The sequence below is a fragment of the Pseudomonas asturiensis genome, assembly GCF_900143095.1.
Classification (GTDB): Bacteria; Pseudomonadota; Gammaproteobacteria; order Pseudomonadales; family Pseudomonadaceae; genus Aquipseudomonas; species Aquipseudomonas asturiensis.
The window spans coordinates 187,983-210,848 of record NZ_FRDA01000008.1; the positions used below are offsets into that span (position 1 = coordinate 187,983).

Genomic DNA, 22,866 nt, shown 5'->3' on the forward strand with positions numbered 1-22,866 from the left:
CCTTAAACCTTCTGAGTAATCCTTATGACGCATCGTATTGTCATCGTTGGCGGAGGCGCTGGCGGTCTGGAGCTGGCGACCCGTCTGGGTAAAACCCTGGGCAAGAAAGGCGCAGCCAGCGTTACGCTGGTGGACGCCAACCTCACACACATCTGGAAGCCGCTGCTGCACGAAGTGGCGGCCGGCTCGTTGAACTCGTATGAAGACGAGCTCAACTATGTGGCGCAAGCCAAGTGGAACAACTTCCAGTTTCAACTGGGCCGCATGACAGGCCTGGATCGCGCCAGCCGGCAGGTTCATCTGGCCGCCACGCTGGACGAGAACGGCGCTGAACTGGTCCCTGCGCGCAGCCTGGGTTACGACTCGCTGGTGCTGGCGGTCGGCAGCACCACCAACGATTTCGGCACCAAGGGTGCGGCCGAGCACTGTCTGTTTCTCGACACCCGCAAACAGGCCGAGCGCTTCCATCAACAGTTGCTCAACCACTACCTGCGCGCCCACGCAGGTCAGGCTGACGCTGCTCAGGAAATCACCGTGGCCATTGTCGGTGCCGGTGCCACGGGCGTCGAGCTGGCCGCAGAGCTTCACAACGCCGCCCACGAACTGGCGGCTTACGGGCTTGGTCAGATCAAGCCGGAAAACCTGCGCATCACGGTGATCGAGGCTGGCCCTCGGGTGCTGCCCGCACTGCCCGAGCGCATTGGCAGCCCGGTCCACAAGACCCTGCAGAAACTCGGTGTGACCGTGCTGACCAACGCAGCCGTCAGCGAAGTGACTGCCGACAGCCTGATTACCACCAGCGGCGAAGTCATTCCCGCGACGCTGAAAGTCTGGGCGGCGGGCATCCGTGCTCCTGCGTTCCTGCACGAACTGGATGGCCTGGAAAGCAATCGCATCAACCAGCTGCAAGTATTGCCCACGCTGCAGACCACCCGCGACGAAAACATTTTCGCCTTCGGTGACTGTGCCGCCTGCCCGCAAAAAGGCACCGACCGCAACGTGCCGCCTCGCGCCCAGGCCGCGCATCAGCAGGCGTCACTGCTGGTCAAATCGCTGCGCGCACGCCTCGAAGGCAAGGCCCTGCCGGAGTACACCTACAAGGACTACGGCTCGCTGATCTCGCTGTCGAGTTTCTCGGCCGTTGGCAACCTGATGGGCAACCTCACCGGCAGCGTCATGCTGGAAGGCTGGCTGGCACGGATGTTTTATGTGTCGCTGTATCGCATGCACCAGATGGCGCTTTACGGCACTTTCCGCACCCTGATGCTGATGCTGGGCAGCCGGATCGGCAAAGGCACCGAGCCGCGGATGAAGTTGCACTAAACGAAGACAAGCTGACCGTGCCAATGCTTTGCGTTGGCACGCCTCCCGCTACGCCCGGCGTCTACAGGGTTCGAATTGCGCCGTTTGCGCCTCTGGATGCTGAGTATCCTGAACGGCATCTGTACGCCTGAATGATCAGTTGATCCCCCCTTCTCGCAACGCCCTCCTTCATCTCACCGTTCAAGTGGCGTACAGCCAGCGCTTGCGATATTGGCCTCGCCAGCATGTTCTGTTGCCACCCGGTCATCCGCTAAAAATGTATCAAAACTGAAATATCGCGGACGCTTGGCGCTACACGACGCACCTCACATTCTGGTTGATCCGCCTCTGTGCTCATAACGACAAGCCCTCTCGGGCATCTCTTTCAGACGAGCGAACGACCTGCTGCCATGAATAACACGAACCCGTTGAAGACGTACCAGAACGACCCTTTACTGGATGTGATGTACGGTCCGATGCAGCCTGAACTGTTGCGCGAGGAGGTACTGGCCGATCTGCTCGAAGCCACTGCTCAGCGGCATCCAGAGCAGATCGCGCTCATTTATGGCGAGCGCCGGCTCAGTTATAGAGCGTTGAATCGTCAGGCCGATCAGGTGGCATCGGCACTGATTCAGGCGGGAGTGAAGCCGGGTCACATCGTCGGCCTCTGGTTGCCGCGAGGCATCGAGTTGCTGGTGATGCAGGCCGGCATTGCAAAGACCGGGGCGGCCTGGCTGCCGATGGATCTGGACACCCCGGTGGATCGTCTACAGGTTTGCGTCGAGGATGCCAATGCGCTGGGCGTGGTTTGCACTGAAGCCCTTGGCGCCACGTTGCGCGACACCGGGCTGAACGTATGGACTGCCGAAACGCTGTTGATGCCAACCGATGCCGCCCCGATACACCGCAGCGGCGCTCTGCCCGACCACCCTGCCTACGTAATCTACACCTCAGGCTCGACCGGCAAGCCAAAAGGCATCGTGATTTCACAGCGCAGCATCTGTCACTTCCTGCGCAGTGAAAACGCAGTGCTCGGCATTCGTAACAGCGACCGCATTTATCAGGGCTTCTCGGTCGCATTCGACATGTCGTTCGAGGAAATCTGGATCGGCTATCTGGTCGGCGCAACGCTGTGGATAGGCCCGAAGGAAACCAGCGGTGACCCCGAGACGCTGCCGCGTCTGCTGAATGAGCAGCAGATCACTGTCCTGCACGCGGTGCCGACGTTATTGGCCCTGTTCAGTGAAGACGTGCCGAGCCTGCGGCTGATCAACCTGGGCGGCGAAATGTGCCCCGAATCTCTGGTAGATCGCTGGTCAACGCCGGACCGACAGATGTTCAACACCTATGGTCCAACCGAAGCCACCGTGTCCGCGAGCCTGGCGCGGCTGTCGCCGGGCCGTCCGGTCAACATCGGTCAGCCGCTGCCCAACTACGGGTTGCTGGTCATCGAGCATGACACGCAGGTTGGCAGCGAACACCCGCCCACTCTGCTGCCACGCGGGCAGACCGGCGAACTGTGCATCTTCGGCCCTGGCGTGGCCGAAGGGTACCTGGGACGCCCGGACCTGACCCGGGACAAGTTTCTGCCCAACCCCTGGTCCATCGGCTATCACGATGCTCGCCTGTACCGAACCGGCGACCTGGCGCGCATCGATCACGAAGGGCACGTGCATTGCCTGGGACGTGCCGATGATCAGGTCAAGATTCGCGGCTTCCGCGTCGAGCTCGGCGAGATCGAAGCCCTGCTGGCGCAGGAACCTGGCGTCAGAACCGTGGCGGTTCTACTGCGCAACGACAATGGGCTCGACCAACTGGTCGCCTATGTCGTTTGCGACGATGCGCCTCCGGCAGCGTTCACGAGCCGGTTGCGCAAGGCGCTGCAGGCCCAGTTGCCACCCTACATGGTGCCGGGCCAGTTCGAGCTGCTCGAAAGCATGCCGCGCCTGATGTCCGGCAAGATCGATCGCAAGGCACTCAAGGCGCGTGCGTTGCAGGTCGAAGCCGGTGCAACTGATTCCGACGTGGCCGAAACGCCCAGTGAAGTCGTGCTTTTCGCCGCGTTGGCCAACCTGTTTCCCGGCATGCCGATCCGTCGCCATGCGGACTTTTTCACGGATCTGGGCGGACACTCTTTTTTTGCCGCGCGGCTGGCCTCGTCATTGCGCGCCGATCCGCGTTTTGCGCACATCACCGTGCGTGACATCTATCAACAGCGGCGCATTGACGCCATTGCGGCCGTGCTGGACCAGACGCCGGAAGCCAGCGCTGCATCCGCACTCTGGACGCTGCCGTCAGCCTGGCGACGCTGGCGCTGCGGCGTGGCTCAGGCCTTGGCGCTGCCCGTGATGGTCAGCCTGCGCATGTCACAGTGGCTCGCGCCATTCTTCACCTATCACTCCCTCACTGGCTCACCCGACGACTCCGTCACACTGGCGACGCTCGCCTCGGTCTCGGTGTTCCTGCTCGCAACCGTTGTACAGTTCATGATCGCGCTGGCGGGCAAATGGCTGATCGCCGGCCGCCTGAAAGCCGGTGTCTATCCACTGTGGGGCATGACCTATTTTCGCTGGTGGGCAGCCGATCGCATGGTTGAATCGGCCCCGACCTACCTGTTGAGCAGGTCCTCACTTTATCCGGTCTGGTTGCGCGCGCTGGGCGCCAGAATCGGTCGAGAAGTGATCATCGGCGGCGCGGTGGTGCGTGCTCCCGACCTGCTGGAAATCTGCGATGGCGTCAGTGTCGGCAATGGCGTCAGCTTTCAAAACGCGCGGGTCGAGCGTGGCCAATTGCATCTGGGGCAAATCACCCTGCACACCAACGCCTGCGTCGGTTCTTACGTGATCATGGAAGGCAACACTGTCGTGGGCCCGCTGGGTCACCTGGAAGGACAGTCTGCGCTGGCAGAAAATCGTGAAGTGCCAGCAGGACGGATCTGGCAAGGCTCGCCGGCACGCGATGCGGGTTCGTTCGACACCCGGCACCAACCTGAGCGCCCGGCTGTGCGCATCACGCGTCTGCGCGCAGAGATGCTGTTTTTCATCGCAGGCATTCTGTTGATCGCCACGCTGTTTTTCATTCCGGTTTTCCCCACCTTTTTCTTGATGGACTGGTTCGACGCCCATCACGTACTGCCTTGGCTGGCAGGCACCAGCGTGGGCGGCCAACTCGTCCGTTATTTCATGCTGGCATTCCCGGCCAGCGCCGTGCTGATTGTCGCGACTGCACTGGCCTCTGCCACCTTGCGATGGATCGCCCTGCCTCGACTCAAACCAGGGCGCTACGCGGTACACAGCACGACATATTGCGCCAAATGGCTGGTCAGCCACATTCAGGAGGCAAGCCTTAACGTGTTGTCAGGCGTCTACGCGACGGTTTACGCCCCCTTCTGGTACAGGCTGCTGGGCGCCAAAGTGGGACGTAACGCAGAAATTTCCAGTGCCAGGGGTGTGATCCCGGACATGCTGACCCTGGGCGATGAGACGTTCATCGCCGACGCCGTCATGCTGGGCGAAGAGCACATCGACGGCGGCTGGATGACCCTGCAGCCCACTGTCATCTCCAATCGTAGCTTTGTCGGTAACGGCAGCTACCTATCGGGCGGCACGGTGCTGCCGGAGAACGTGCTGATCGGCGTTCACTCCAGCACGCCGCCCAACAGCGTAATGGCCAATGGCGATACCTGGCTCGGCTCCCCGCCGATCAACCTGCCCGCTCGCGAACAGACCAGTGGTTACCCGGAGTCGCTGACCTTCAAGCCGTCACCGCTGCGCCGACTGGCGCGCGGCTTGATTGAGGGCATTCGTATTGTCACGCCGAATGCCGTGATGATTGCGGTCGGTTACACCGTCATGCTGGACCTCATGCCTCTCACGGAAGAAGGCCGCTGGGGCACCGTCCTGATCTACCTGGCAATGATCGGCCTGGCCTACAGCGTGGGTAATTTCCTGTTGGTGACAAGCCTGAAGTGGTTGCTCATCGGCAGGTATCGCAAGCGCGCGACGCCTATGTGGACACCGTTTGTCTGGCTATCTGAAGGCATCACCAGCCTCTACGAAGGCATGGCAGCGCCACACTTCATGCGCTACCTGCGAGGCACACCGTGGCTGCCGCTGGCCTTCAATCTGCTGGGCTGCAACATCGGTCGAGGGGTGTACATGGATACGACCGATATCACCGAATTCGACTGCGTGAACATCGGCGCAGACAGCGAACTGAATGCCGGCGCCTGCCCCCAGACGCACCTGTTCGAAGACCGGGTGATGAAGATCGATCAGGTCAACATCGGCGAGCGGGTGTACATGGGCCCACGCAGCGCTGTGCTTTACAGCGCTGAGGTGGGTCACGATGCGCATCTGGGTCCGCTGACCCTGGTGATGAAAGGCGAAAGCATCCCGGCGCTCAGCCGCTGGGCCGGCTGCCCGGCAGCACCTGCCAGGGCATGAATACCAGGCCAGTCGGCGTTCTCTGCGGCAAAGACTGGCTTGCTCATCCACAGCCCGACCACCTGCCATTGGCGAGACAACGCGAACACGTACTGCTGGTCAGTACCTTGATCGAACCCGGCACTTCTAGGGCAGAGGTGAGAGATCATATTCGCCGTCACCTGCGTGACTCGCTCACGCAGTGGCTCGGCCTGCCACTTGAGGCAATCACCCTGATCAGCCTCCCAGGTCACGCTCCTCGGTTATTGATTGAGGGCCTGACAGAGCCGGGGCTGTCGATCAGTCATGAAAACGGGCTTTCGGTGGCGGCGGTCAACCTCGATGGACCTGTGGGCATCGACGTGATGAAAACGCAGGACGTTGCCCATTGGCAAACGGTCGCACTGGACTATCTGGGTCCCCAAATAACCTGCGAGTTGTTGTCGACACCTGAAACGCTGCGCCCGCTCGCCTTCGTCAAAGCGTGGTGCCAGCGTGAGGCTCTTTTAAAGCTGCACGGTCAGCCCCTCTCCGAATGGACAGAACATCGACCATTGGCAGGCAAACTCGTTGAAGTCGAGCTGTCCTGGCCATGGGTTGGCGTGCTCGCATTGGCCTGATGCGTCCATGCCAACCCGGGACGCTTACTGGCACATGAGTCAGGACGATCTATGCTTGCGCTGAAAGAAACCGCGATTGATGGCCCCCGTGTTCAGGTGATGGAAAACGTTGCTGATCATCAAGCCCCATTGAAATCTGGCAACGCCCTTACAGCGACACGCCGCTCTGGTTATGTAAAGGAGTGCGACGTTTTTGAAAGCCAATTCCCTGAAGGTACTCAGTGGGTGGATGGTACTGGTTTTGTTGTTGGGGCTACTGATCAGCTATGTCGCCAGCCTTGAACAATCCAAAGCGATAGACAGAGAAACGGAACTGGCACTCAAGGAGGTTGGCAACAGCTTCGGCGACAGCCTTCAAGCCCGGCTCCGTGTCTATGAATACCGCCTGCGAGGCCTGCGCGGCGCCATTCATATGCTGGATGTTGATCACGTCAACAGCAGTCAAATGAGCCTCTACAGTCGAGGACGCAACATTGAAAAGGAATACCCGGGAGCGCGGGGATTCGGCTTCATTCGTCGCGTGCCGGCCAGCGAGGAAGCCACTTTTCTGAGCCGCGTCAGGGCGGATGGAAATCCACACTTCAGTGTCAGCGAGCTTAATAGCCATTCAGGTGATCGATTCATCATTCAATTCATCGACCCTTTGGCACGCAATGCCCAGGCACTGGGGCTGGATATCGCTTCCGAGGACCGACGACGTCATGCAGCTGTTCAGGCCATGCGTACCGGAGTTGCGACCCTGTCTGCGCCGATAACGCTGAAGCAGAACAGCGAAGAACCTATGCGTTCATTTCTCTTTTTGCTGCCTGTTTATCGCACAGCTGAAACGCCGGACGATGTGCAACAGCGTGAAGCGGCCCTCATGGGCTGGACTTACTCACCGTTGGCCATGCGCGAAGTCATGAGCAACCTCGACCCGGCCAACCACAGGTTGCATGTGGCGCTGTATGACATGGGCGATGGCGAACAGTTGATCTATCAGTCGCCTGGCGATGGCTCGGCACCGGAGGTGGTGCATACGTACACGCTCAAGCGTGAGATCTATGGACGTGTATGGCGCATTGAGATCGCGGCTTATCCCGAGTTTGTCAGCGGGCTCGGCACTGCTCCGGCCAGCAGAGTGTTCTTGATCGGCGTGCTGGCGAGCCTTCTCTTGACCGGGCTGGTCGGCACCTTGTTGCTGTCTCGGCAGCGCAAGCAGCAAGTGATTGCAGGTCAGGCCAGGCTGGCAACCATCGTCGAGAACTCAAGTGACGCCATTATCGGTGAAGCACTGGACGGAACGATCATCACGTGGAACCGCGCCGCCGAGCAGATGTTCGGTTACAGCGAGCAAGAAGTGTTGGGCAATCCGCTCGCTCCCCTTCTGGTTCCGTCATCCCGGATCCACGAAGACGAGGAGTTGCTGGAAGGTGTCGCTCGGGGTGAGCGGGGGTCGACCCTGGAAACCCAGCGCCTGCACAGAGAGGGCCATCTGATTGACGTGACCATCACCTGCAGCCTGATTCGCGAGGCAGATGGCACGATCCTCGGTGCAGCGAAGATGATGCACGACATCACTGACCGCAAGCGCGTCGAGCGCTACCTGATGGAGTTCAACGCCGAGCTTGAGCAACAAGTCACCGAACGCACTGCCGAGCTTTCCAGAGTCGCCGGGCTGCTGCGGACGGTGCTGGATGCGTCCTCGAAAGTGTCGATCATCGCCACCAATCTCCAGGGTCAGATCATCGTATTCAATCGAGGCGCCGAACTGTTGCTGGGTTACAGCGGCTCGGAGATGCTCAGGTGCAAGACGCCAGCGGACTTTCATCTTCGAGAAGAAATCGATCAGCGCTCTAAAGAGCTGAGCATCGAGTATGGCGTGCCCATCGAAGGCATTGATGTGTTTAGCTACAAAGCGGCGATTGAAGGGTCGGAAACCCGCGAATGGACGTACGTACGCAAGGATGGTTCGACGATACCGGTGTCCATGATCATCACACCTATCCGTACCGCCGAGGGTGAGCTGACCGGCCATTTGGGCATTGCCCAGGACATCACGGAACGACTTCGCCAAGGTGCAGAAGTACAAGCAGCCAAAGCAAGTGCAGAAGCCGCCAATGCTGCCAAAAGCCTGTTTCTGGCCAACATGAGCCATGAAATTCGCACGCCCATGAATGCAGTGATCGGCATCGCCCATCTGCTCTACAACACGCCCCTGAATGAGCAGCAACGCCAATTGCTGGCAAAGCTGCAGATCGCCGGGCGATCCCTGCTGGGGATCATCAACGACATTCTGGACATCGCCAAAATCGAAGCAGGAGAACTGCGACTGGAGAGCAACCCCTTCAATCCGCGGCACCTGCTCGCCGAATTGCGCGAGCTGTTCAACTCCCAGGCCCAGGAAAAAGGACTGCATTTTGAGGTCAGCGTCATCACGCCGTTACCGCAACTGCTGATCGGCGATACGCTGAGGATCAATCAGATACTGATGAATCTGGTGGGCAACGCGCTGAAATTCACCGCCAACGGCGGCATTGACGTGACCGTGAGCGGTGAGAGCAGCGACGCAGAAAACTGCTGGCTGCGGTTTACCGTACGCGACACAGGCTGTGGCATCGCCCCGCAAGTACTTGATCAACTGTTCTCTCCCTTCACCCAGGCGGACGCCTCCACTACCCGGCGTTTTGGCGGCACCGGACTTGGTCTGTCGGTCGTGCGAGGGCTGGCCGAACAAATGGGCGGACGAGTAGGCGTCGGGAGTGAACCGGGTCTGGGGAGTGAATTCTGGGTCTTGCTGCCTTTCAAGATCAGCAAGAGCGATATCGAACCCTCCGGCATGCTCAGTAGCCTGGAAGTACTCATCATCTGCGATGAGTCCCACGCGTCTCAAGCATTGCAGCGTCTGTGTCGAGGCTTTGGATGGCGCGCGACCTGTCCCGTTGATGAACAGGCGCAACAGATGGCATTGCAACAACTCGATCAGGAAGGCCATCCACAGCCAGACGTACTGCTGCTGGATTGGCAAAGCCCACAGACGCAAAATATTCGACGCCTGATCGAAACCACTCAACTGCCCGTCATCCTCGTTACCGAGCCTGACACCAGGCTCTTACTGGAACCCATCGCCACCACAGTGCTGCTCAAACCCCTGGACAGTTCGGCGCTGTTCAATGCCGTAAACACATGCATCGCGGATCACCAGGGCAGCACTGAGCGCGTCATCCAGGCGACGCGCATGGACACGTCCATCAACCAATGGCTCACTGGGCTGAAACTGCTGCTGGTCGACGACAGCGAGATCAATCTGGAAGTCGCAAGCCTGCTCTTGCAGCAACAGGGCGCTCAGGTGCAGACCGCAGCCAATGGCTTGCTGGCGCTGGAAAGCCTTCGTAAGACGCCTGATTTCTTTGATGCCGTTCTGATGGACGTGCAAATGCCGGAAATGGACGGGTATGAGGCGACGCGACGCATACGAAGCGAGTTGGGGCTTTCACGACTGCCAGTGCTGGCACTGACAGCAGGTGCCTTGGCCGAAGAACGTCGACGGGCCGAGCAGGCAGGAATGAATGACTTTCTCACCAAACCTCTGGAACCGGCCGCCCTGATCAGGGCCATACGCCTGGCTGTTGAACGAGCCCGTGGAGCGCCTCTGTCGGTTGGCAACACATCGCAAAGCCAGCAGCCTGAAGCGGTGTGGCCTCTGATTGAGGGGATTAATACCCAGGAGGTCGCCGACCGGCTTGGAAATGACCTGCCATTGTTTCTGACGTCCCTGCGCCGCTTTTTTAGCGAGTTTGCCCGATTCAGCGACAGCACATCGGCCATGCGCCTGATGCATTCGAACCCCGACCAATTGGTCGCCGATCTGCACAAATTGCGTGGCGTCGCAAATTTACTGGGGGCTTCAACGCTTGGACAATTGGCCGGACAGGCGGAAAAACTGCTCCTCGACGGCAATGACCCGCAGCACACCCTTGAAGCACTAAGCGCAGACTTTTCGCAGCTGCAAGATCGGTGTGCCCACCTGCAAAACGCCCCCTTGCAAACCCCGCGTGCCGAAACCGATCCGAATACCGCAGCACGGGCACTAACAGCCTTGCAGAAACTGCTCGAAAACCACGATATCGCTGCACTGGACCAATTCCCGCTGGCCGCTGCCGCCCTTCAGGCAGCGGCGGGTGAGGTGTTGGTCGAGCAGCTCTGGCAGGCCATTGAAGGTCTTGAGTTCGAAAAAGCCTTACGGCTGCTCGAACGTGCCGACTTGAGAACGGAGTCTTGAAATGCAACCCACACCTAGCCTGTTGATCGTAGATGATGACATTTCGGCCATTCGGGTCCTGAGCAAAACCCTGCACGGGCTAGGCCAGATACGCTTCGCCACTGGCGGTGCCCAGGCCCTCAAGATGGTTCAGGAAATACGTCCGGACTTGATCCTGCTGGATGCCGAGATGCCGGGAGTAAGTGGGTTTGAAGTATGTGAAATCATGAAGGAGGACCCACTCCTGAAAGATATTCCGGTGATTTTCATCACCAGCCATACCGAAACCCGGATAGAGGAAGCCGGCCTGGCACTGGGCGCAGTGGATTTCATTGGCAAACCCATTCAGCCCTCAATCGTGACAGCCCGCGTAAAGACCCACCTACGTCTGAAAATGGCCATCGACCAGCTCAACCTGCTGGCTCAGACAGACGGGCTTACCGGCTTGGCCAATCGACGCTTTCTTGACCAGAACATCGAGCGTGAATGGCTGCGTGTACGGCGCACTCACGCAGCCTTTTCGCTGCTGCTGCTGGATATCGACTTCTTCAAACGTTACAACGACACCTACGGTCACCTGAAAGGTGATGAATGCCTGATTGCCGTCGCTCAGGCATTGAAGGTCTGCGTGCATCGCTCCACGGACCTGGTCGCACGCTATGGAGGTGAGGAATTCGCCATTCTTCTGCCCGATACGGGAGCGGAAGGCGCCTGCAGGCTGGCAGAGGAAATTGTGACGTACATTCACGACCTGGGTTGGCCTCATGAGACCAGCGATTGCGGACGGTTGACCGTTTCGATAGGCGTGGCAAGCCTTGAAGCCGGGGCAATGCCCGATGCGCACGCAGGTATGGACGTCGCACACCTGGATGACTCGGTCGTTGTCGCACTCTTGGCAGAGGCCGATCAAGCTTTGTATCAGGCCAAACGTGAGGGAAGGAACGGCAGTCGGCTTGTGCCGATACGGCTTTCAAGGTGAATGTTTGAACGCCTGGTGGAAAGCCCACAACGAAAAAAGGCGCCCCGAAGGACGCCTTTTTTGTTGGATTCAAGACAACTGTTCTTGAGTCCTGATCTTCAACCCTGATACAGCCGGGCGAAAATGGTCGGGGTAAGGGGATTCGAACTCCTGACATCCTGCTCCCAAAGCAGGCGCGCTACCGGACTGCGCTATACCCCGATGATGCTAAAAAGCACCTCAGAAGAGGCGCTTTTTATATGGATGATGCTTATGGCATCACTCCCTAAGATCCAGCCAGATACAAACTGACCAAAAATGGTGGGTCGTGTGGGATTCGAACCTACGACCAATTGGTTAAAAGCCAATTGGTCGGAGAGCTGAAACAGGACCCCGCTTGAGATCGTTTCGTATCCCAAACCGCAGTCTCTAATGTCCCCATTAGAGGCTTTATATCATGTTCATAACTTCGCTTGTGTCCACCAAAGGTGGTGTCGGGAAGACCACACTGGCCGCCAATCTGGGTGGTTTCTGCGCAGATTCCGGCTTGAAGGTTCTACTCATAGACATGGACCCGGTCCAGCCTTCCCTCTCGTCCTACTACCCCATGGCCGAGGAGGTCAGCGGGGGAATTTTCGATCTGATCGCGCACAACCAGACAGATCCTGAAAAAATCATTTCGCGGACCAGTATCCCAAACTTATCGCTGATCCTGTCAAACGACCCGAACAATCAGTTGATCAACCTCCTGCTCCAGGCACCGGACGGTCGGCTTCGACTGGCTCTCTTGCTGAAAGCATTTTCGGATCAGTTTGACCTGATACTCATCGACACCCAAGGCGCTCGTAGCGTCATGCTGGAGATGGTGGTCCTGGCATCAGATCTGGCGGTCTCTCCTTTGCAGCCCAATATGCTGAGTGCCCGTGAATTCAATCGTGGCACCTTGCACATGCTCGAAGGGCTCCGCCCTTACTCTCGCCTCGGCCTGAACATTCCTCCCATCAAAGTCGTGGTGAACTGCCTCGACCAGACCAACGATGCTCGAGCAATCCACCAAGCGATCAGGGCGACATTTTCCGAAAACAATGAGATTGAGGTGGTTCAAAGCACTGTCCCGGCTTCTGTAATTTTCCGTCAGGCCTCTACCTCGGGCATGTCCGCACACAGGATCGAGTACAAACAACCCAGCAACCGTCGCGCCCCAAGCGCCCTGCAGGTCATTCGGGAACTCGCTATAGAGCTCCTTCCGCAGTGGTCCACTCGTTTCCAGGCTATGACCGAGAACGCTGTAGAAACACTCGTTAAAGGGGACCACTGACATGGCAACTTTGTCCGGCTGTGACGAAAAAACAGGCGGTGCATATCCGTTGTGGGAAGACTCGCTGACCAGCAGCGCCATTGGGGAGGCTGCGTGATGGATCGTCAAAAAATAATTGATAAAGTCATCAAATGTTTCGCGTTGGCACGCTCAGAGGGCGCATCGCCTAACGAGGCGGAGACCGCGTTGCGTCAGGGCCGTAAGCTCATGGAACAGTACCAGCTCGACGAACTTGAGGTCGACGCGCACTTGGCTTGTGAAGCGTCAGTTCCGACTGGTACAAAACGAGCTCCGCCCACCTGGCTACACAACCTGGCCAGCACATGCGCGAGCGCTTTCGACTGCGACTGCATCGCTGTGTGCTATTCGGCAGAGTGGCGATTCAAATTCATTGGCTTGAGCGTCTCGCCAGATCTGGCCACCTATGCCTATTCGGCCCTTCATCAGCAACTGATTCTCGCTCGTCGACAACACGTATCGCAGCTCACACGCTGTAATCCGACCACAAAGAGACGCCGTGGCCGGATCTTTGCCGAAGCATGGGTCGACGCAGTCGCGAGTAATGTCTATCAGTTCGCTGGAAAACAGGACGAACAAACCCGACAAGCCATCAGTGCCTATCTCGGTTTACATCACCCCACCGTAATCGAAAAAGAGCTTGAGCTGACCTCGGCCAAGGGGCATGACCTGAAATCGAAACATCAGGGGTGGGAGAAAGGATTATCAGCCGCCCTGCACAGAGGGGTTAGTCAGAATTCAGCCTCCGCAGCAAGACTTGGAGGGGCATGATGAATATTTCAGACATGTCCCCGCCGCATTCGGTTGAGGCCGAACAAGCCGTACTGGGCGGCCTCATGCTGGACAACGAAGCCTGGGATCTGATCGCAGATCGTGTCCACGCGGACGACTTTTTCAAGCGCGAACACAAGCTGATATTTCAGAGCATCTCGGTGCTGGCCGAGGCGAACAAGCCATTTGATGTGGTCACAGTCGCCGACTCAATGCCCAGCATCGAGGAGGCCGGCGGTTTGGCTTACTTGAGTGACATCGCCAGAAACACCCCATCGGTTGCCAATATCAAGACCTACTCCGACATCGTGAGTAATCGCGCTCACCTTCGGCGGCTGATCTCGCACGGCTATGCATGCGCTCGGGAGGCGTCTGACCCCCAAGCGGTTGCGTCCGTTGTCCAGGACGTCATCGAGCAGAACCTGTTTGCTCTGGGACAAGGCCAACAGACATCCGACTTTGTCGACGTCAACAAGATGCTTTTGCGGGTGGTCGACAAGATAGATCTGCGTTTTAACGCTGGAGAGTCGGTCGTGGGAGTGCCTACAGGACTCACAGATCTCGACGAATTGACGGGCGGATTACAACCTGCGGACCTGATTATCGTTGCTGCCAGGCCATCAATGGGTAAGACCAGCCTGGCGCTGAACTTCGTCGATCCTGCGCTGCAAAAAGACGAACGATCTACCGTCCAGATCTATAGCCTCGAAATGCCTGCCGAAGCGCTCATCTACCGCCTTCTATCGATCCTTGGGCATCTGAACCTGGAGAAACTGATACGTGGTCAACTCGAAGATGAGGACTGGCCGAAGCTCGCGATGGCGGTAGCCAAGCTCAACTCCTACGGTGACCGCCTTGTCATCGACGATCAAGCGGGGCTGACTCCGTCTGCCATACGAGCGCGTGCCCGCAGAGGCGCAAGACAGTTCGGGAAACCGGCACTGATCTTGATCGACTATCTGCAGATGATGCAGTGCCCAGGCAGAGAAAACCGGGCCAATGAAATCAGCGAGATATCTCGGTCACTCAAAGCGCTGGCCAAGGAATTCCAATGTCCGGTCGTAGCGCTCTCTCAACTCAATAGGGAACTTGAGAGGCGTCCGAACAAACGGCCAATCAACGCAGACCTCCGCGACTCAGGTGCGATTGAGCAGGATGCAGATCTGATTCTGTTTGTGTACCGAGATGAGGTCTACAACAACGACACCGAGCACAAAGGCATCGCCGAGCTGATTGTTGGCAAGCACAGGAATGGCTCACTCGGCACAGTCAGAACCGCCTTCATCCCCCAGCACACTCGTTTTACAAACCTGTCGGCCAGCACGTGGCAAGGAGCTCGAGCATGAGCACCCAGAACACCCCTTTCTTGATCACCCATCAGTGCTGCAACTGCGGCCACCACCTGCCCCGCACTGCGGTGCTCGCAACGCCAGGACAGCAGCCGGAGTGCCCGAGATGCCACTCCGGCGAATTCATTGAGCTGGAGCCGTTGGGCGCAGAGTGGCGCGTCACTTCAATCAACAAAGCCCCCCGCAGTAATGAATACACAGTGGTGTTTCGCGTGAAGCCGGCAGGTTCACAAAAAGCATTCATGCAGATGCTGACAGACACATTCATTGATCACGAAGTTGAAATCGTAGAGATGCAGTCCGGCAACAAGCTCACAGCGTCTGGAGGGAAATGAAATGGAGTACTACCACCGCACCGACGAGGATCTTCCATTGCAGTCTGACCGTGAGCGCGAGCGGCTTCGTATTGAACAGGCAATGGCCGAATTTCTGAGCCGTGGGGGCTCAATCGACACAGTCGCACCCAGCCAACGTTCAAGTGAGCCCAATTTCATCATCAATGCTGAGAAGACGGCTCAACTGAAGGCAAATCCTGCATCCCAGGCAAAAAAGAAAGCCGATGTATTCACAGATACAGAGCTGGCTCGGTTGTTGAAAGCGCATTGCACTGCGGGTGCGTCCCTTCAGTCCGCTGCCGGGACACTCAATCAGACAATCAAACGCTGCGAGGTTATTGCCCGCAGGTATCAGATCCCCTTTCGCTCAGCCGCCTTCAGTAAATCGAGGGCACATCAATGAGCAATCTGAGCATTTCTCTGAAAGGGACGAAAAAGTCGTTACAGGAATTGGCTGTGTTCGCCATATCACAGGGATGGGCGATACATCGCACAGGGGGCGGGCATATCAAGTTCACCAAGGGCGGATGCCCCCCTATCTACACATCTTTCACACCCAGCGACCAGAGGGCGAGCCTCAACGCTCGCGCTCGACTGCGCCGCGCACAATCCCTCAGCCTCGATGGAGAACACCATGCTGAATAAAGACGCTGTGAGTCTTCACGACGACAAAGACGACAAATTCGTTATCCGCCTACCGACAGGAATGCGCGGTCGTGTCCGCGGTGCGGCCAAACTCAACCGTCGCTCAATGAACTCTGAAATCGTGAGCAGGATTGAAGCGAGTCTGCGTCACGAGCAGGAAATTGCGCGACTAACGGCGGTGATCGATGTGTTGCTCAAAGGCGGCACTCCCGCCAGCAACGTGATTCAGCTTCCTGAGGCGGGACAATAGACATGGCGAGCAAACTCACTGCGGAAGAGATATCCAGCAAGTTGTTAACCGGTTCTTTCAGCCGGTCTGGCCCTACCGTGGACCGCCTCCCCGATCCAGTTGGGGACACACCCATGGTCCTGACACTGGATGATATGACGGCTTACGCGAACAACCCTCGCACCGTAACCAATGCCAAGTACCAAGAGATAAAGGAGTCGATTCGCCAACGGGGCCTTGATCAGCCCCCGTCCGTCACTCGTCGCCCAGGAGACACGAAATACACAATCCGGAACGGCGGCAACACACGGCTAGCCATTCTTCGCGAGCTGTATACCGAGACCGGGGAAGACCGCTTCTATCGGCACAATGTGTTATTTCGTCCTTGGGATAGTGGACGCGGGGAAATTATCGCACTCACAGGCCACCTCGCTGAAAACGATCTGCGTGGCGCTCTGATGTTCATTGAACGTGCAGTGGGCATCGAGAATGCCCGCGCCATCTATGAAGCAGAAGCCGGCGAACAGATATCACAAAGAGAGTTGGTGCGCAGGCTGCGTGAAGATGGCTATCCAGTCTCACAGTCGCACATCAGCAAAATGCAGGAAACCGTCCGCTGCCTTCTTCCGGTGATACCGGCCGCCCTGTACTCAGGGTTAGGAAAACCTCAGATAGAGCGGTTGCTGTCACTTCGAAAAGCTGGTGGTCAGACATGGTCCACCCACACCGAGGGCAAGGAGCACATACCGGACTTCGAAGGTTTATTTCAAGACGTATTGTCCCTTTTTGATGGTGATGCCAGTGAATTTGTATATGAACGAGTTCAGGACGAACTGATCAGCCACATGCAGACTGGCACTGGGCTCACCTACGAGCAGATCCTGCTAACGCTCAGCGAAAATCAAAATCAGGCACGGCGCTCTGCCGTGATCGAATCTCCGGTTAACCTCTCCCCGGCTCAACCTATCCAACCAAATCTCCCGGATCCCAATGGTGATGAGGACGCAGGTAAATCGACCGCCCCTCCCCTGCAGCCGTCGTCCACAGGTCCTGCCCCAAAATCCGAAGTCCTCAATGGTTCAACACGCCCGAGAAACATCAAAACGGACACAAAGCCTCAGGGTGAAGATGTTTTCCTTTCGGAAGAAGAACTCGCTGCGAGGCTCGCTGGTCACGTCGTAACTCCGGTCGCAACAAGCGATCGAGTGATCGATATGAAGCGGCAGCTGGCCGCGCTCGATGGAGAAAACCTACCTGACTTCAATGCGAATGCGCTGATCTCGATTCCTGTCCAGGCCGGTGGGTTACACCCTATCTCTGACGTCTGGTACATCGAGCGAGTGATCGATGAGCCGCATGAACTGCGGCCGGTCATAGCACAACTGGCTCGGGAAATTGCGTATCTGTCGGGCATCGGTCCAGACAGCGTTATTGATGTACCCGGAGGTCTCGGGTTCATTTGCCAAGAACCTCCTCAGGACGCTGAGTTGACAGATCTCGCCAATCACGCGTTGACCCTTTTGCAATCCATCAGCGGCGTGTACGCAATCGCCTTGACCAAAGAGACCCCGGAACAGCCTCTGGATGTTTCAGAATTCCAGTTCACTGCTGCGCTGGGCCAACTGCTGCTCGGTAGCCCCAGGTATGAAGATCGTGACGCAGTGCTTGAGGGACGCATGGACGATGCCTGCATCGTGAAGCTTTTCCGACTTATTCGACTCGGCCGCCGACTGGTTGAACTTGAGCTGAGGAGCGTGAGAGAGGTTCAGATCTCATGAGGCTTTTTTCCGACGTTGTGAGACAGGAGTTTGGTCATGTCGAAAAAACATAACCCCCTCAACGAAGCCATGGTTGCTCAGATCCTGCATCACCTGCGCAACGGAGAATTTAGGCGCTGCATCGATATGGGTCTGGATCCGGAGATATTGGTCATGCTCCAGCACCCTTCCTCTCAAAGCGTCCTGCTGAATTCTGCGGTGACTTGGTGCCGCGTGGCCGTCGATCCGGACATGGTCAAGCGCTTGCTTTCAAACAAGGAGCGCACGGATGAAGAAAATCGCATCGTTCAGCGTGCGCTTCGACTGGGGGCGACCACGCCCATGCTTCAAGAGTTCTTCGGGATGTCCCCGCAAGAAGTGTCCCTTCAACGAGTGCTGGTAGGTGTTCCGGGCCGTCCAGGGCGATTCCGGGACATACCGGATGACGCTCCATTATGGCACCGATTCGTCCAACTGATGGATGAGTACCACGTCGATCACACCGACGGGGTGGCTTTGCTTGATATCGCGATGATGCTGACTGAGGAGGTCAACATTCCTCCCGAGGAGCCACAAAGTCAGCCATCAGATCCTATCACCTTGGGACTTGTGTGGAACAAGATTCAAAGCTGGTTGGCTCAGGACCTTTACCCCACTGGCCAACAACGCAAGGCCTCCAGCCTCGTACTACTAGGGGACTCTCGTCAACAGTCGAAAGCCAACGCTAGCCGCAGAGCATCGACTCACAGTCAAACGGGTAAACCGGTAGGCAAGGTAGAAGGCGATCGGATGTGATGAGATCCAACCGGCGCCCCTCATTGGGGGGAGCAATCAACGCAGCCGCCGGCGCGCTGCAAAATCATCTGCTGCTCCAGCAAATGAAGTTGGCTCTAGAGCAGAGCGCGGGCTCAGACAACAAGAAAACGGTCGCTGAACCAGGCACCGAAGAGGCATATGACGGGATCGTCTTTAGTGGTAACCCACATGAGACGGTCCCGCGTGCCCTGCTGCTTGATGATCGGCTTTCCCCACTTGAGCGCAACGCCTGGCAAGTATTTAGGCTGCTGATCAACTCTGATGGCATCACTGCTTTTCCGACTTATGAACAGTTGCGCCCGTACCTAGGCTCTGTACCAGGTAAGTCAGCGTCGAGAGAAACTGTTGCCAAGGCGCTGACGGTTCTGCGTCTTACGCGCTGGCTCAGTCTTGGACGAAGAGTACGGGACTCAATGAGCGGTAGGGTACAGGGCAACGTATACATCCTGCATGACGAGCCCGTCGGCTGCGTTGAAGCGATGGAGCTAGATCGCGACTACATGTTGCTCATAGGACAAGCCTTGGAGCACGCCAACAAAACCGTCAGGTCTGTGGCGGACATGACGTTTAAAGAGTTTGCCGCCGACCCCAATCACTCAACGGGGGTGATGCCAACTCGACTGGATGTCATCGAGAACAGATGGCGTAAGCAGGGTTGGCATGATGGGCCTCATCCCATCGACCAGTCGCGCCCCGAGGCTGAGTTCGGAATCCGAACCCCGTCGAGCAGCGATCCACTTTCACCGAGTTCGGATTCCGAACTCGGTGAAAATCCACCAAAAGCGGATTCCGACACCCTGAGTTCGGAATCCGAACTCAGTCTGAAATCCGCCTCATTCAGCACAGTTCGGATTCCGAACTCATACAGTACGTATACGAATACAAATACATCTGTATGTAAACGCTCTGTACCGCACGACCCTGTGCCGGGAGCGGAAGAATTGCCTCTCGGGTTTGAGCGATTCACACAAGAGCAACGCATCAAGGCAGCCACACTTTTGCAGCGTGTCGAACCGGATTTGCGCAAACCTGTAATTGACCAATGGCAACATCGTTGTAAAAGTGGAACCGTGAACAACCCGTTTGGGTATTTGCTGAGCTGCATCCAAAAAGCGTTCAGCGGTGACTTCAACGCACAATGGCAGGCACCCGCCGCCGCCCCCAAAAATTCCAATACCCTGGGTGTTGGTACGCATAAGTCATCCCAGCCAACTTCAGCTTCTTCCGTGAACGCCCAAACCCAGCCGGTCACGAGCCCCTCCCCCCGCACTCGTGACGAGTCGTCTCTTGAAACAGGACGGAGCTCGATGTTGGACATCAAGAAGCTAGTTCGGCCGAGGACTCAGGGTTGAACGCGTCAACGGCTGATCGTCTTGGTAGCTATGCCTTTGTTGGCTCGGACGACACGCTGGTCATCGTGGAAGGTGATTCCAGTGGAATCACTTTTTGCCACGCTCTAGGTGACACGACCGGCAGCGCTTCCGACACCAACCGGGGTGATTCCAGTGGAATCACCCATCATTCCGTTCTGGGTAGTGAGACGAAGCTCGCCTTGTACACCATCAGGACTGATTCCACTGGAATCACTCTGGCACCAAAGCTGGGGGATGCCCGCTGCATCACTGCGGGCAGTGTTCTAGATGATTCATCGATGACAACCCTCGCGAGCGCGCCCGCCGCCAAAAAACCAATCCGTCCAAGAAACGGTTTGTTACTGACCACACCTTACGGGCGGGGGCAGTCTTGCCGCGCCTATTCAATTTCTTCTTATAAAGGAAGCGCTCAGCATGGCTGACAACTTTCAGCTCAACATCGGTTCGTTGCGTTCCAGTGTAAACTTGACCCTGCACACTCACCACGCATCACGTCTGTGGTTCGGTCGTCAACGCACCGAGGGCAAACCGGGCATGATCGGCCTGAGCGGGTTTGCAAACATCCTCAATCGCATAAAGCGCGGGTGCGAGCAGGATGATCCATATTCAGACTGGTTTCTCCTTCTTATAGAAGAAAAGATCGAAAGCTCCGAGCAGGAGATGAAGGACATCGACAACAGGCTGGACGAGGTAATGGCCTCGTTACCCGCGATGCTATCCATAGGCCAGAACCTTTCAGTCCAGCCGGTCACCCTGCCCCTCTTTCTCTCCACACCCTTGGCTTTCAAAGCCGTGTACCTGCTGACCGCTTACGACGAGCTGGTACGACGTATCCTCTTGGCGAGTCACGTCGGTTTGATCGACAACCATGCAAAAGGGCAATGGCTGGATGAAGGCGCTGCCATTCTGCGCCGTCTGTTCGGCCTGAGTCAGCGCTACAAATTCTCAGGCGCAAGCAGAGGCGACTTCGCAGCGAAAAATGCCCGCTCTGAGCTTGCACGCGAGATGTACGCACCTTTCGGTGAGATCCCACAGGACATCCTTGAAGGTACGCGCAAATCCAAGTTCGCCCCAGCGCTGAGCACAGGTCCCGCCTCGACTTTCAACGAGGACGATCAGGACGAGGGAGAGGATTTCATCTCGATGGACAAGGCTCCTGCAGCACCACTGCCGCGTACAGAGTCTGAAGAGTGATGCTCAATACGACGCACTCGGTCCCGGGAGGTCACACCCTGCAACACGGTGCCTTCCAGCCCCTACAACAGGATGCCTTCGCAGGACTGCAACATGCGCCCTTCCTAAAAGGCCTTTTAAAACCTTTTAAAGGTAAGGGGGGGATGCTCCAGTTGGCCGAGCTTTGCCGTTCCCTTGAAGGTGATTTGAATGCACTGGCAGAGGATCAAGTGCTGGCCCAGGCAAACCGGCATCCATACACCCTCTTGCCTGTTCGGATGGTTCGACAACGCACAAGCGCTGGCACAGTGTTTCTTCGCTGGCAAGAAATGGGGACGCGGCAGATGGGCGTCAACGTCTGGTCCAATTTGTTGACGGACCCCCGTACTCCAGAATCGCTGCTCCAAGACCTGCACTCCATGGAACAGCAGCGCGTTGCTTTGAACATGCAAATAAGTCTGGTCCATACCATCGGCCGACAGGCCGCCGAGTGCGCCGAGAAGATGGCCCAATCAGATGCCGTTTACACAGGACGGCTGCAACAGATCTCACAATCCAGCGGCACTACCCCACACACCCAGAAGGAGTCCTAACATGGGCACATCAGTAGATTGGGAAGGCAATATCGGCTCTGCTCCAGAATTCAAAGAGTTCGCCAACGGCAACAAGGATCCACGCCGCTTGCTACGGCTGAACGTTTACTTCGACAACTCGATTCCGAAAACCGATGGGACAGGCTATGAGGACCGGGGAGGATTCTGGGCCAATGTCGAGCTCTGGCACAAAGAAGCAGAGCACTATGCCAACATTTATCAGAAGGGTATGAGGGTACTGATACAAGGCCGGGCGGTCATGGATACCTGGACCAAGGATGGGGAGGACTTTTCGGCGTTGAAGGTGCAGGCTACACGCGTGGCGATCCTTCCCGCAAGGATTGACGCTGTGCACTTGACCCAGTCCCAACCTCAACAGGCGACTCGGACGCAGCCGACCCCGCGGGCACAGAACAACAACGATGCTCCACCGGATTTCGACGACGATATTCCTGTGTAGGACGTTCATCCAAAAAATTGCGCCCTCTGCGTGAGGCTGCTGGTGGAAACGAATCTGATCAGCGTCGTTCTTCACCAGCACGGAGCTCCTTCTGACTTCTCGCTCAAGGCAGCAAAAACGTCCTTTGCGTGCATCAGCAAGAAGCTGCGGAGCTTGCGACTGTCATACACCCTGCAGTTTGAAAAAATCGGCTCGTTCGTGAAGCCTTGGATGTATTAAATCCACTCCTCGGGAATCCTCAGTTGTGAGAGCAGCCCCTACTGCGATACACGAGACTTCGGATCGGCGACGCTGCAACAACCCTCACCAGGCCGTGATGCGCGCCGGGGCTGAAGCAGCGCGTAATAGCATCCCCGTCCACGAATGCCCCTACCGACACCCTGCAATGCGCTCATCGTGGCTAAAGGGTTTTGCCCAGGAGCAACAGCAGAGCTTCGATTTCTGACTTTCAAAGAGATAAACCCATCCACTCGACGTTTACGGTT

21 protein-coding genes and 2 tRNA genes are annotated in these 22,866 nt (G+C 57.3%); 21 read left to right on the plus strand and 2 right to left on the minus strand.

Going from position 1 to position 22,866, the window contains the following annotated elements:
* Nucleotides 1-24 precede the first annotated feature (24 nt).
* The 6 genes from BUB69_RS16155 (at nucleotide 25) to BUB69_RS16175 (ending at nucleotide 11,565) form a co-directional block, all read left to right on the plus strand.
* Entirely contained in the window at nucleotides 25-1,323 is a 1,299-nt protein-coding gene (locus tag BUB69_RS16155) for an NAD(P)/FAD-dependent oxidoreductase (RefSeq protein ID WP_073168498.1), read from the plus strand.
* Between the two features lie 389 nt (nucleotides 1,324-1,712).
* The gene (locus BUB69_RS16160; protein WP_073168500.1) at nucleotides 1,713-5,747 is read left to right on the plus strand and encodes a Pls/PosA family non-ribosomal peptide synthetase; all 4,035 of its coding nucleotides are present in this window, start codon (nucleotides 1,713-1,715) and stop codon (nucleotides 5,745-5,747) included.
* Nucleotides 5,748-5,854: 107 nt separating this feature from the next.
* On the plus strand, nucleotides 5,855-6,346 hold the full coding sequence (locus tag BUB69_RS16165) for a 4'-phosphopantetheinyl transferase family protein (protein ID WP_245825288.1): 492 nt from the start codon (nucleotides 5,855-5,857) through the stop codon (nucleotides 6,344-6,346).
* Between the two features lie 51 nt (nucleotides 6,347-6,397).
* Entirely contained in the window at nucleotides 6,398-6,628 is a 231-nt protein-coding gene (locus BUB69_RS28575; RefSeq protein WP_141121867.1) for a hypothetical protein, read from the plus strand.
* A complete protein-coding gene (locus BUB69_RS16170) occupies nucleotides 6,576-10,607 on the plus strand; it encodes a CHASE domain-containing protein (RefSeq protein WP_084537113.1) in 4,032 nt (1,343 codons plus the stop codon). Before BUB69_RS28575 ends, BUB69_RS16170 begins: the two co-directional genes overlap by 53 nt.
* Before the next feature lies 1 nt (nucleotide 10,608).
* Nucleotides 10,609-11,565, plus strand: a complete 957-nt coding sequence (locus BUB69_RS16175) for a GGDEF domain-containing response regulator (RefSeq protein ID WP_073168507.1) — start codon at nucleotides 10,609-10,611, stop codon at nucleotides 11,563-11,565.
* Between the two features lie 124 nt (nucleotides 11,566-11,689).
* Here BUB69_RS16175 and BUB69_RS16180 read toward each other — a convergent pair.
* Both BUB69_RS16180 and BUB69_RS16185 read right to left on the minus strand, forming a co-directional pair.
* Nucleotides 11,690-11,766: transfer RNA gene (locus BUB69_RS16180), tRNA-Pro, on the minus strand.
* A gap of 97 nt (nucleotides 11,767-11,863) precedes the next feature.
* Nucleotides 11,864-11,938 (minus strand) — tRNA-Lys (locus BUB69_RS16185).
* A 63-nt stretch (nucleotides 11,939-12,001) separates the two neighbouring features.
* Between BUB69_RS16185 and BUB69_RS16190 the strand changes: the two genes are divergently transcribed.
* From BUB69_RS16190 to BUB69_RS16260, 15 genes are all read left to right on the plus strand, one after another.
* Entirely contained in the window at nucleotides 12,002-12,862 is an 861-nt protein-coding gene (locus BUB69_RS16190; RefSeq protein ID WP_073168509.1) for a ParA family protein, read from the plus strand.
* A gap of 96 nt (nucleotides 12,863-12,958) precedes the next feature.
* Complete coding sequence (locus BUB69_RS16195) at nucleotides 12,959-13,651, plus strand: DUF2786 domain-containing protein (RefSeq protein WP_073168511.1); 693 nt, start codon at nucleotides 12,959-12,961, stop codon at nucleotides 13,649-13,651.
* Nucleotides 13,651-14,997: a replicative DNA helicase gene (dnaB, locus tag BUB69_RS16200; RefSeq protein WP_084537109.1), complete on the plus strand. Its 1,347-nt coding sequence runs from the start codon at nucleotides 13,651-13,653 to the stop codon at nucleotides 14,995-14,997. Before BUB69_RS16195 ends, dnaB begins: the two co-directional genes overlap by 1 nt.
* Nucleotides 14,994-15,335, plus strand: coding sequence for a PhlB family protein (locus tag BUB69_RS16205; protein WP_073168515.1), 342 nt, complete (start codon nucleotides 14,994-14,996; stop codon nucleotides 15,333-15,335). The genes dnaB and BUB69_RS16205 overlap by 4 nt, the downstream gene beginning before the upstream one ends.
* A gap of 1 nt (nucleotide 15,336) precedes the next feature.
* A complete protein-coding gene (locus BUB69_RS16210) occupies nucleotides 15,337-15,738 on the plus strand; it encodes a hypothetical protein (protein ID WP_073168517.1) in 402 nt (133 codons plus the stop codon).
* Nucleotides 15,735-15,980 (plus strand): hypothetical protein, encoded by a 246-nt coding sequence (locus BUB69_RS29135; RefSeq protein WP_073168592.1) that lies wholly within the window; start codon nucleotides 15,735-15,737, stop codon nucleotides 15,978-15,980. Before BUB69_RS16210 ends, BUB69_RS29135 begins: the two co-directional genes overlap by 4 nt.
* Entirely contained in the window at nucleotides 15,970-16,230 is a 261-nt protein-coding gene (locus BUB69_RS16220) for an Arc family DNA-binding protein (protein WP_073168519.1), read from the plus strand. The genes BUB69_RS29135 and BUB69_RS16220 overlap by 11 nt, the downstream gene beginning before the upstream one ends.
* A gap of 2 nt (nucleotides 16,231-16,232) precedes the next feature.
* Nucleotides 16,233-17,987 (plus strand): ParB family protein, encoded by a 1,755-nt coding sequence (locus BUB69_RS16225; RefSeq protein WP_073168521.1) that lies wholly within the window; start codon nucleotides 16,233-16,235, stop codon nucleotides 17,985-17,987.
* A 36-nt stretch (nucleotides 17,988-18,023) separates the two neighbouring features.
* Entirely contained in the window at nucleotides 18,024-18,761 is a 738-nt protein-coding gene (locus BUB69_RS16230; protein ID WP_017707827.1) for a DUF2857 domain-containing protein, read from the plus strand.
* A complete protein-coding gene (locus tag BUB69_RS16235) occupies nucleotides 18,761-20,134 on the plus strand; it encodes an STY4528 family pathogenicity island replication protein (protein ID WP_084537110.1) in 1,374 nt (457 codons plus the stop codon). The genes BUB69_RS16230 and BUB69_RS16235 overlap by 1 nt, the downstream gene beginning before the upstream one ends.
* Complete coding sequence (locus BUB69_RS28580) at nucleotides 20,131-20,577, plus strand: hypothetical protein (RefSeq protein WP_141121868.1); 447 nt, start codon at nucleotides 20,131-20,133, stop codon at nucleotides 20,575-20,577. The genes BUB69_RS16235 and BUB69_RS28580 overlap by 4 nt, the downstream gene beginning before the upstream one ends.
* A complete protein-coding gene (locus BUB69_RS16240) occupies nucleotides 20,570-21,349 on the plus strand; it encodes a PFL_4669 family integrating conjugative element protein (protein WP_073168525.1) in 780 nt (259 codons plus the stop codon). The genes BUB69_RS28580 and BUB69_RS16240 overlap by 8 nt, the downstream gene beginning before the upstream one ends.
* On the plus strand, nucleotides 21,349-21,921 hold the full coding sequence (locus tag BUB69_RS16245; protein WP_073168527.1) for a DUF3158 family protein: 573 nt from the start codon (nucleotides 21,349-21,351) through the stop codon (nucleotides 21,919-21,921). Before BUB69_RS16240 ends, BUB69_RS16245 begins: the two co-directional genes overlap by 1 nt.
* 1 nt (nucleotide 21,922) lies before the next feature.
* Nucleotides 21,923-22,381, plus strand: a complete 459-nt coding sequence (locus tag BUB69_RS16250; protein ID WP_073168529.1) for a single-stranded DNA-binding protein — start codon at nucleotides 21,923-21,925, stop codon at nucleotides 22,379-22,381.
* Nucleotides 22,382-22,625: 244 nt separating this feature from the next.
* Nucleotides 22,626-22,826 carry a CrpP family ICE-associated protein gene (locus BUB69_RS16260; protein ID WP_073168533.1) on the plus strand — a complete coding sequence of 67 codons (201 nt, stop codon included), beginning with the start codon at nucleotides 22,626-22,628 and terminating at the stop codon, nucleotides 22,824-22,826.
* The last annotated feature ends 40 nt before the right edge of the window (nucleotides 22,827-22,866 follow it).

Excerpts from the sequence above, each read along its gene's own strand:
- BUB69_RS16155 (WP_073168498.1), top strand. The coding sequence starts at position 25 with ATGACGCATCGTATTGTCATCGTTGGCGGAGGCGCTGGCGGTCTGGAG.
- BUB69_RS16160 (WP_073168500.1), top strand. The coding sequence starts at position 1,713 with ATGAATAACACGAACCCGTTGAAGACGTACCAGAACGACCCTTTACTG.
- BUB69_RS28575 (WP_141121867.1), top strand. The coding sequence starts at position 6,398 with ATGCTTGCGCTGAAAGAAACCGCGATTGATGGCCCCCGTGTTCAGGTG.
- BUB69_RS16170 (WP_084537113.1), top strand. The coding sequence starts at position 6,576 with ATGGTACTGGTTTTGTTGTTGGGGCTACTGATCAGCTATGTCGCCAGC.
- BUB69_RS16175 (WP_073168507.1), top strand. The coding sequence starts at position 10,609 with ATGCAACCCACACCTAGCCTGTTGATCGTAGATGATGACATTTCGGCC.
- BUB69_RS16190 (WP_073168509.1), top strand. The coding sequence starts at position 12,002 with ATGTTCATAACTTCGCTTGTGTCCACCAAAGGTGGTGTCGGGAAGACC.
- BUB69_RS16195 (WP_073168511.1), top strand. The coding sequence starts at position 12,959 with ATGGATCGTCAAAAAATAATTGATAAAGTCATCAAATGTTTCGCGTTG.
- dnaB (WP_084537109.1), top strand. The coding sequence starts at position 13,651 with ATGAATATTTCAGACATGTCCCCGCCGCATTCGGTTGAGGCCGAACAA.
- BUB69_RS16205 (WP_073168515.1), top strand. The coding sequence starts at position 14,994 with ATGAGCACCCAGAACACCCCTTTCTTGATCACCCATCAGTGCTGCAAC.
- BUB69_RS16210 (WP_073168517.1), top strand. The coding sequence starts at position 15,337 with ATGGAGTACTACCACCGCACCGACGAGGATCTTCCATTGCAGTCTGAC.
- BUB69_RS29135 (WP_073168592.1), top strand. The coding sequence starts at position 15,735 with ATGAGCAATCTGAGCATTTCTCTGAAAGGGACGAAAAAGTCGTTACAG.
- BUB69_RS16220 (WP_073168519.1), top strand. The coding sequence starts at position 15,970 with ATGCTGAATAAAGACGCTGTGAGTCTTCACGACGACAAAGACGACAAA.
- BUB69_RS16225 (WP_073168521.1), top strand. The coding sequence starts at position 16,233 with ATGGCGAGCAAACTCACTGCGGAAGAGATATCCAGCAAGTTGTTAACC.
- BUB69_RS16230 (WP_017707827.1), top strand. The coding sequence starts at position 18,024 with ATGTCGAAAAAACATAACCCCCTCAACGAAGCCATGGTTGCTCAGATC.
- BUB69_RS16235 (WP_084537110.1), top strand. The coding sequence starts at position 18,761 with ATGAGATCCAACCGGCGCCCCTCATTGGGGGGAGCAATCAACGCAGCC.
- BUB69_RS16240 (WP_073168525.1), top strand. The coding sequence starts at position 20,570 with ATGGCTGACAACTTTCAGCTCAACATCGGTTCGTTGCGTTCCAGTGTA.
- BUB69_RS16245 (WP_073168527.1), top strand. The coding sequence starts at position 21,349 with ATGCTCAATACGACGCACTCGGTCCCGGGAGGTCACACCCTGCAACAC.
- BUB69_RS16250 (WP_073168529.1), top strand. The coding sequence starts at position 21,923 with ATGGGCACATCAGTAGATTGGGAAGGCAATATCGGCTCTGCTCCAGAA.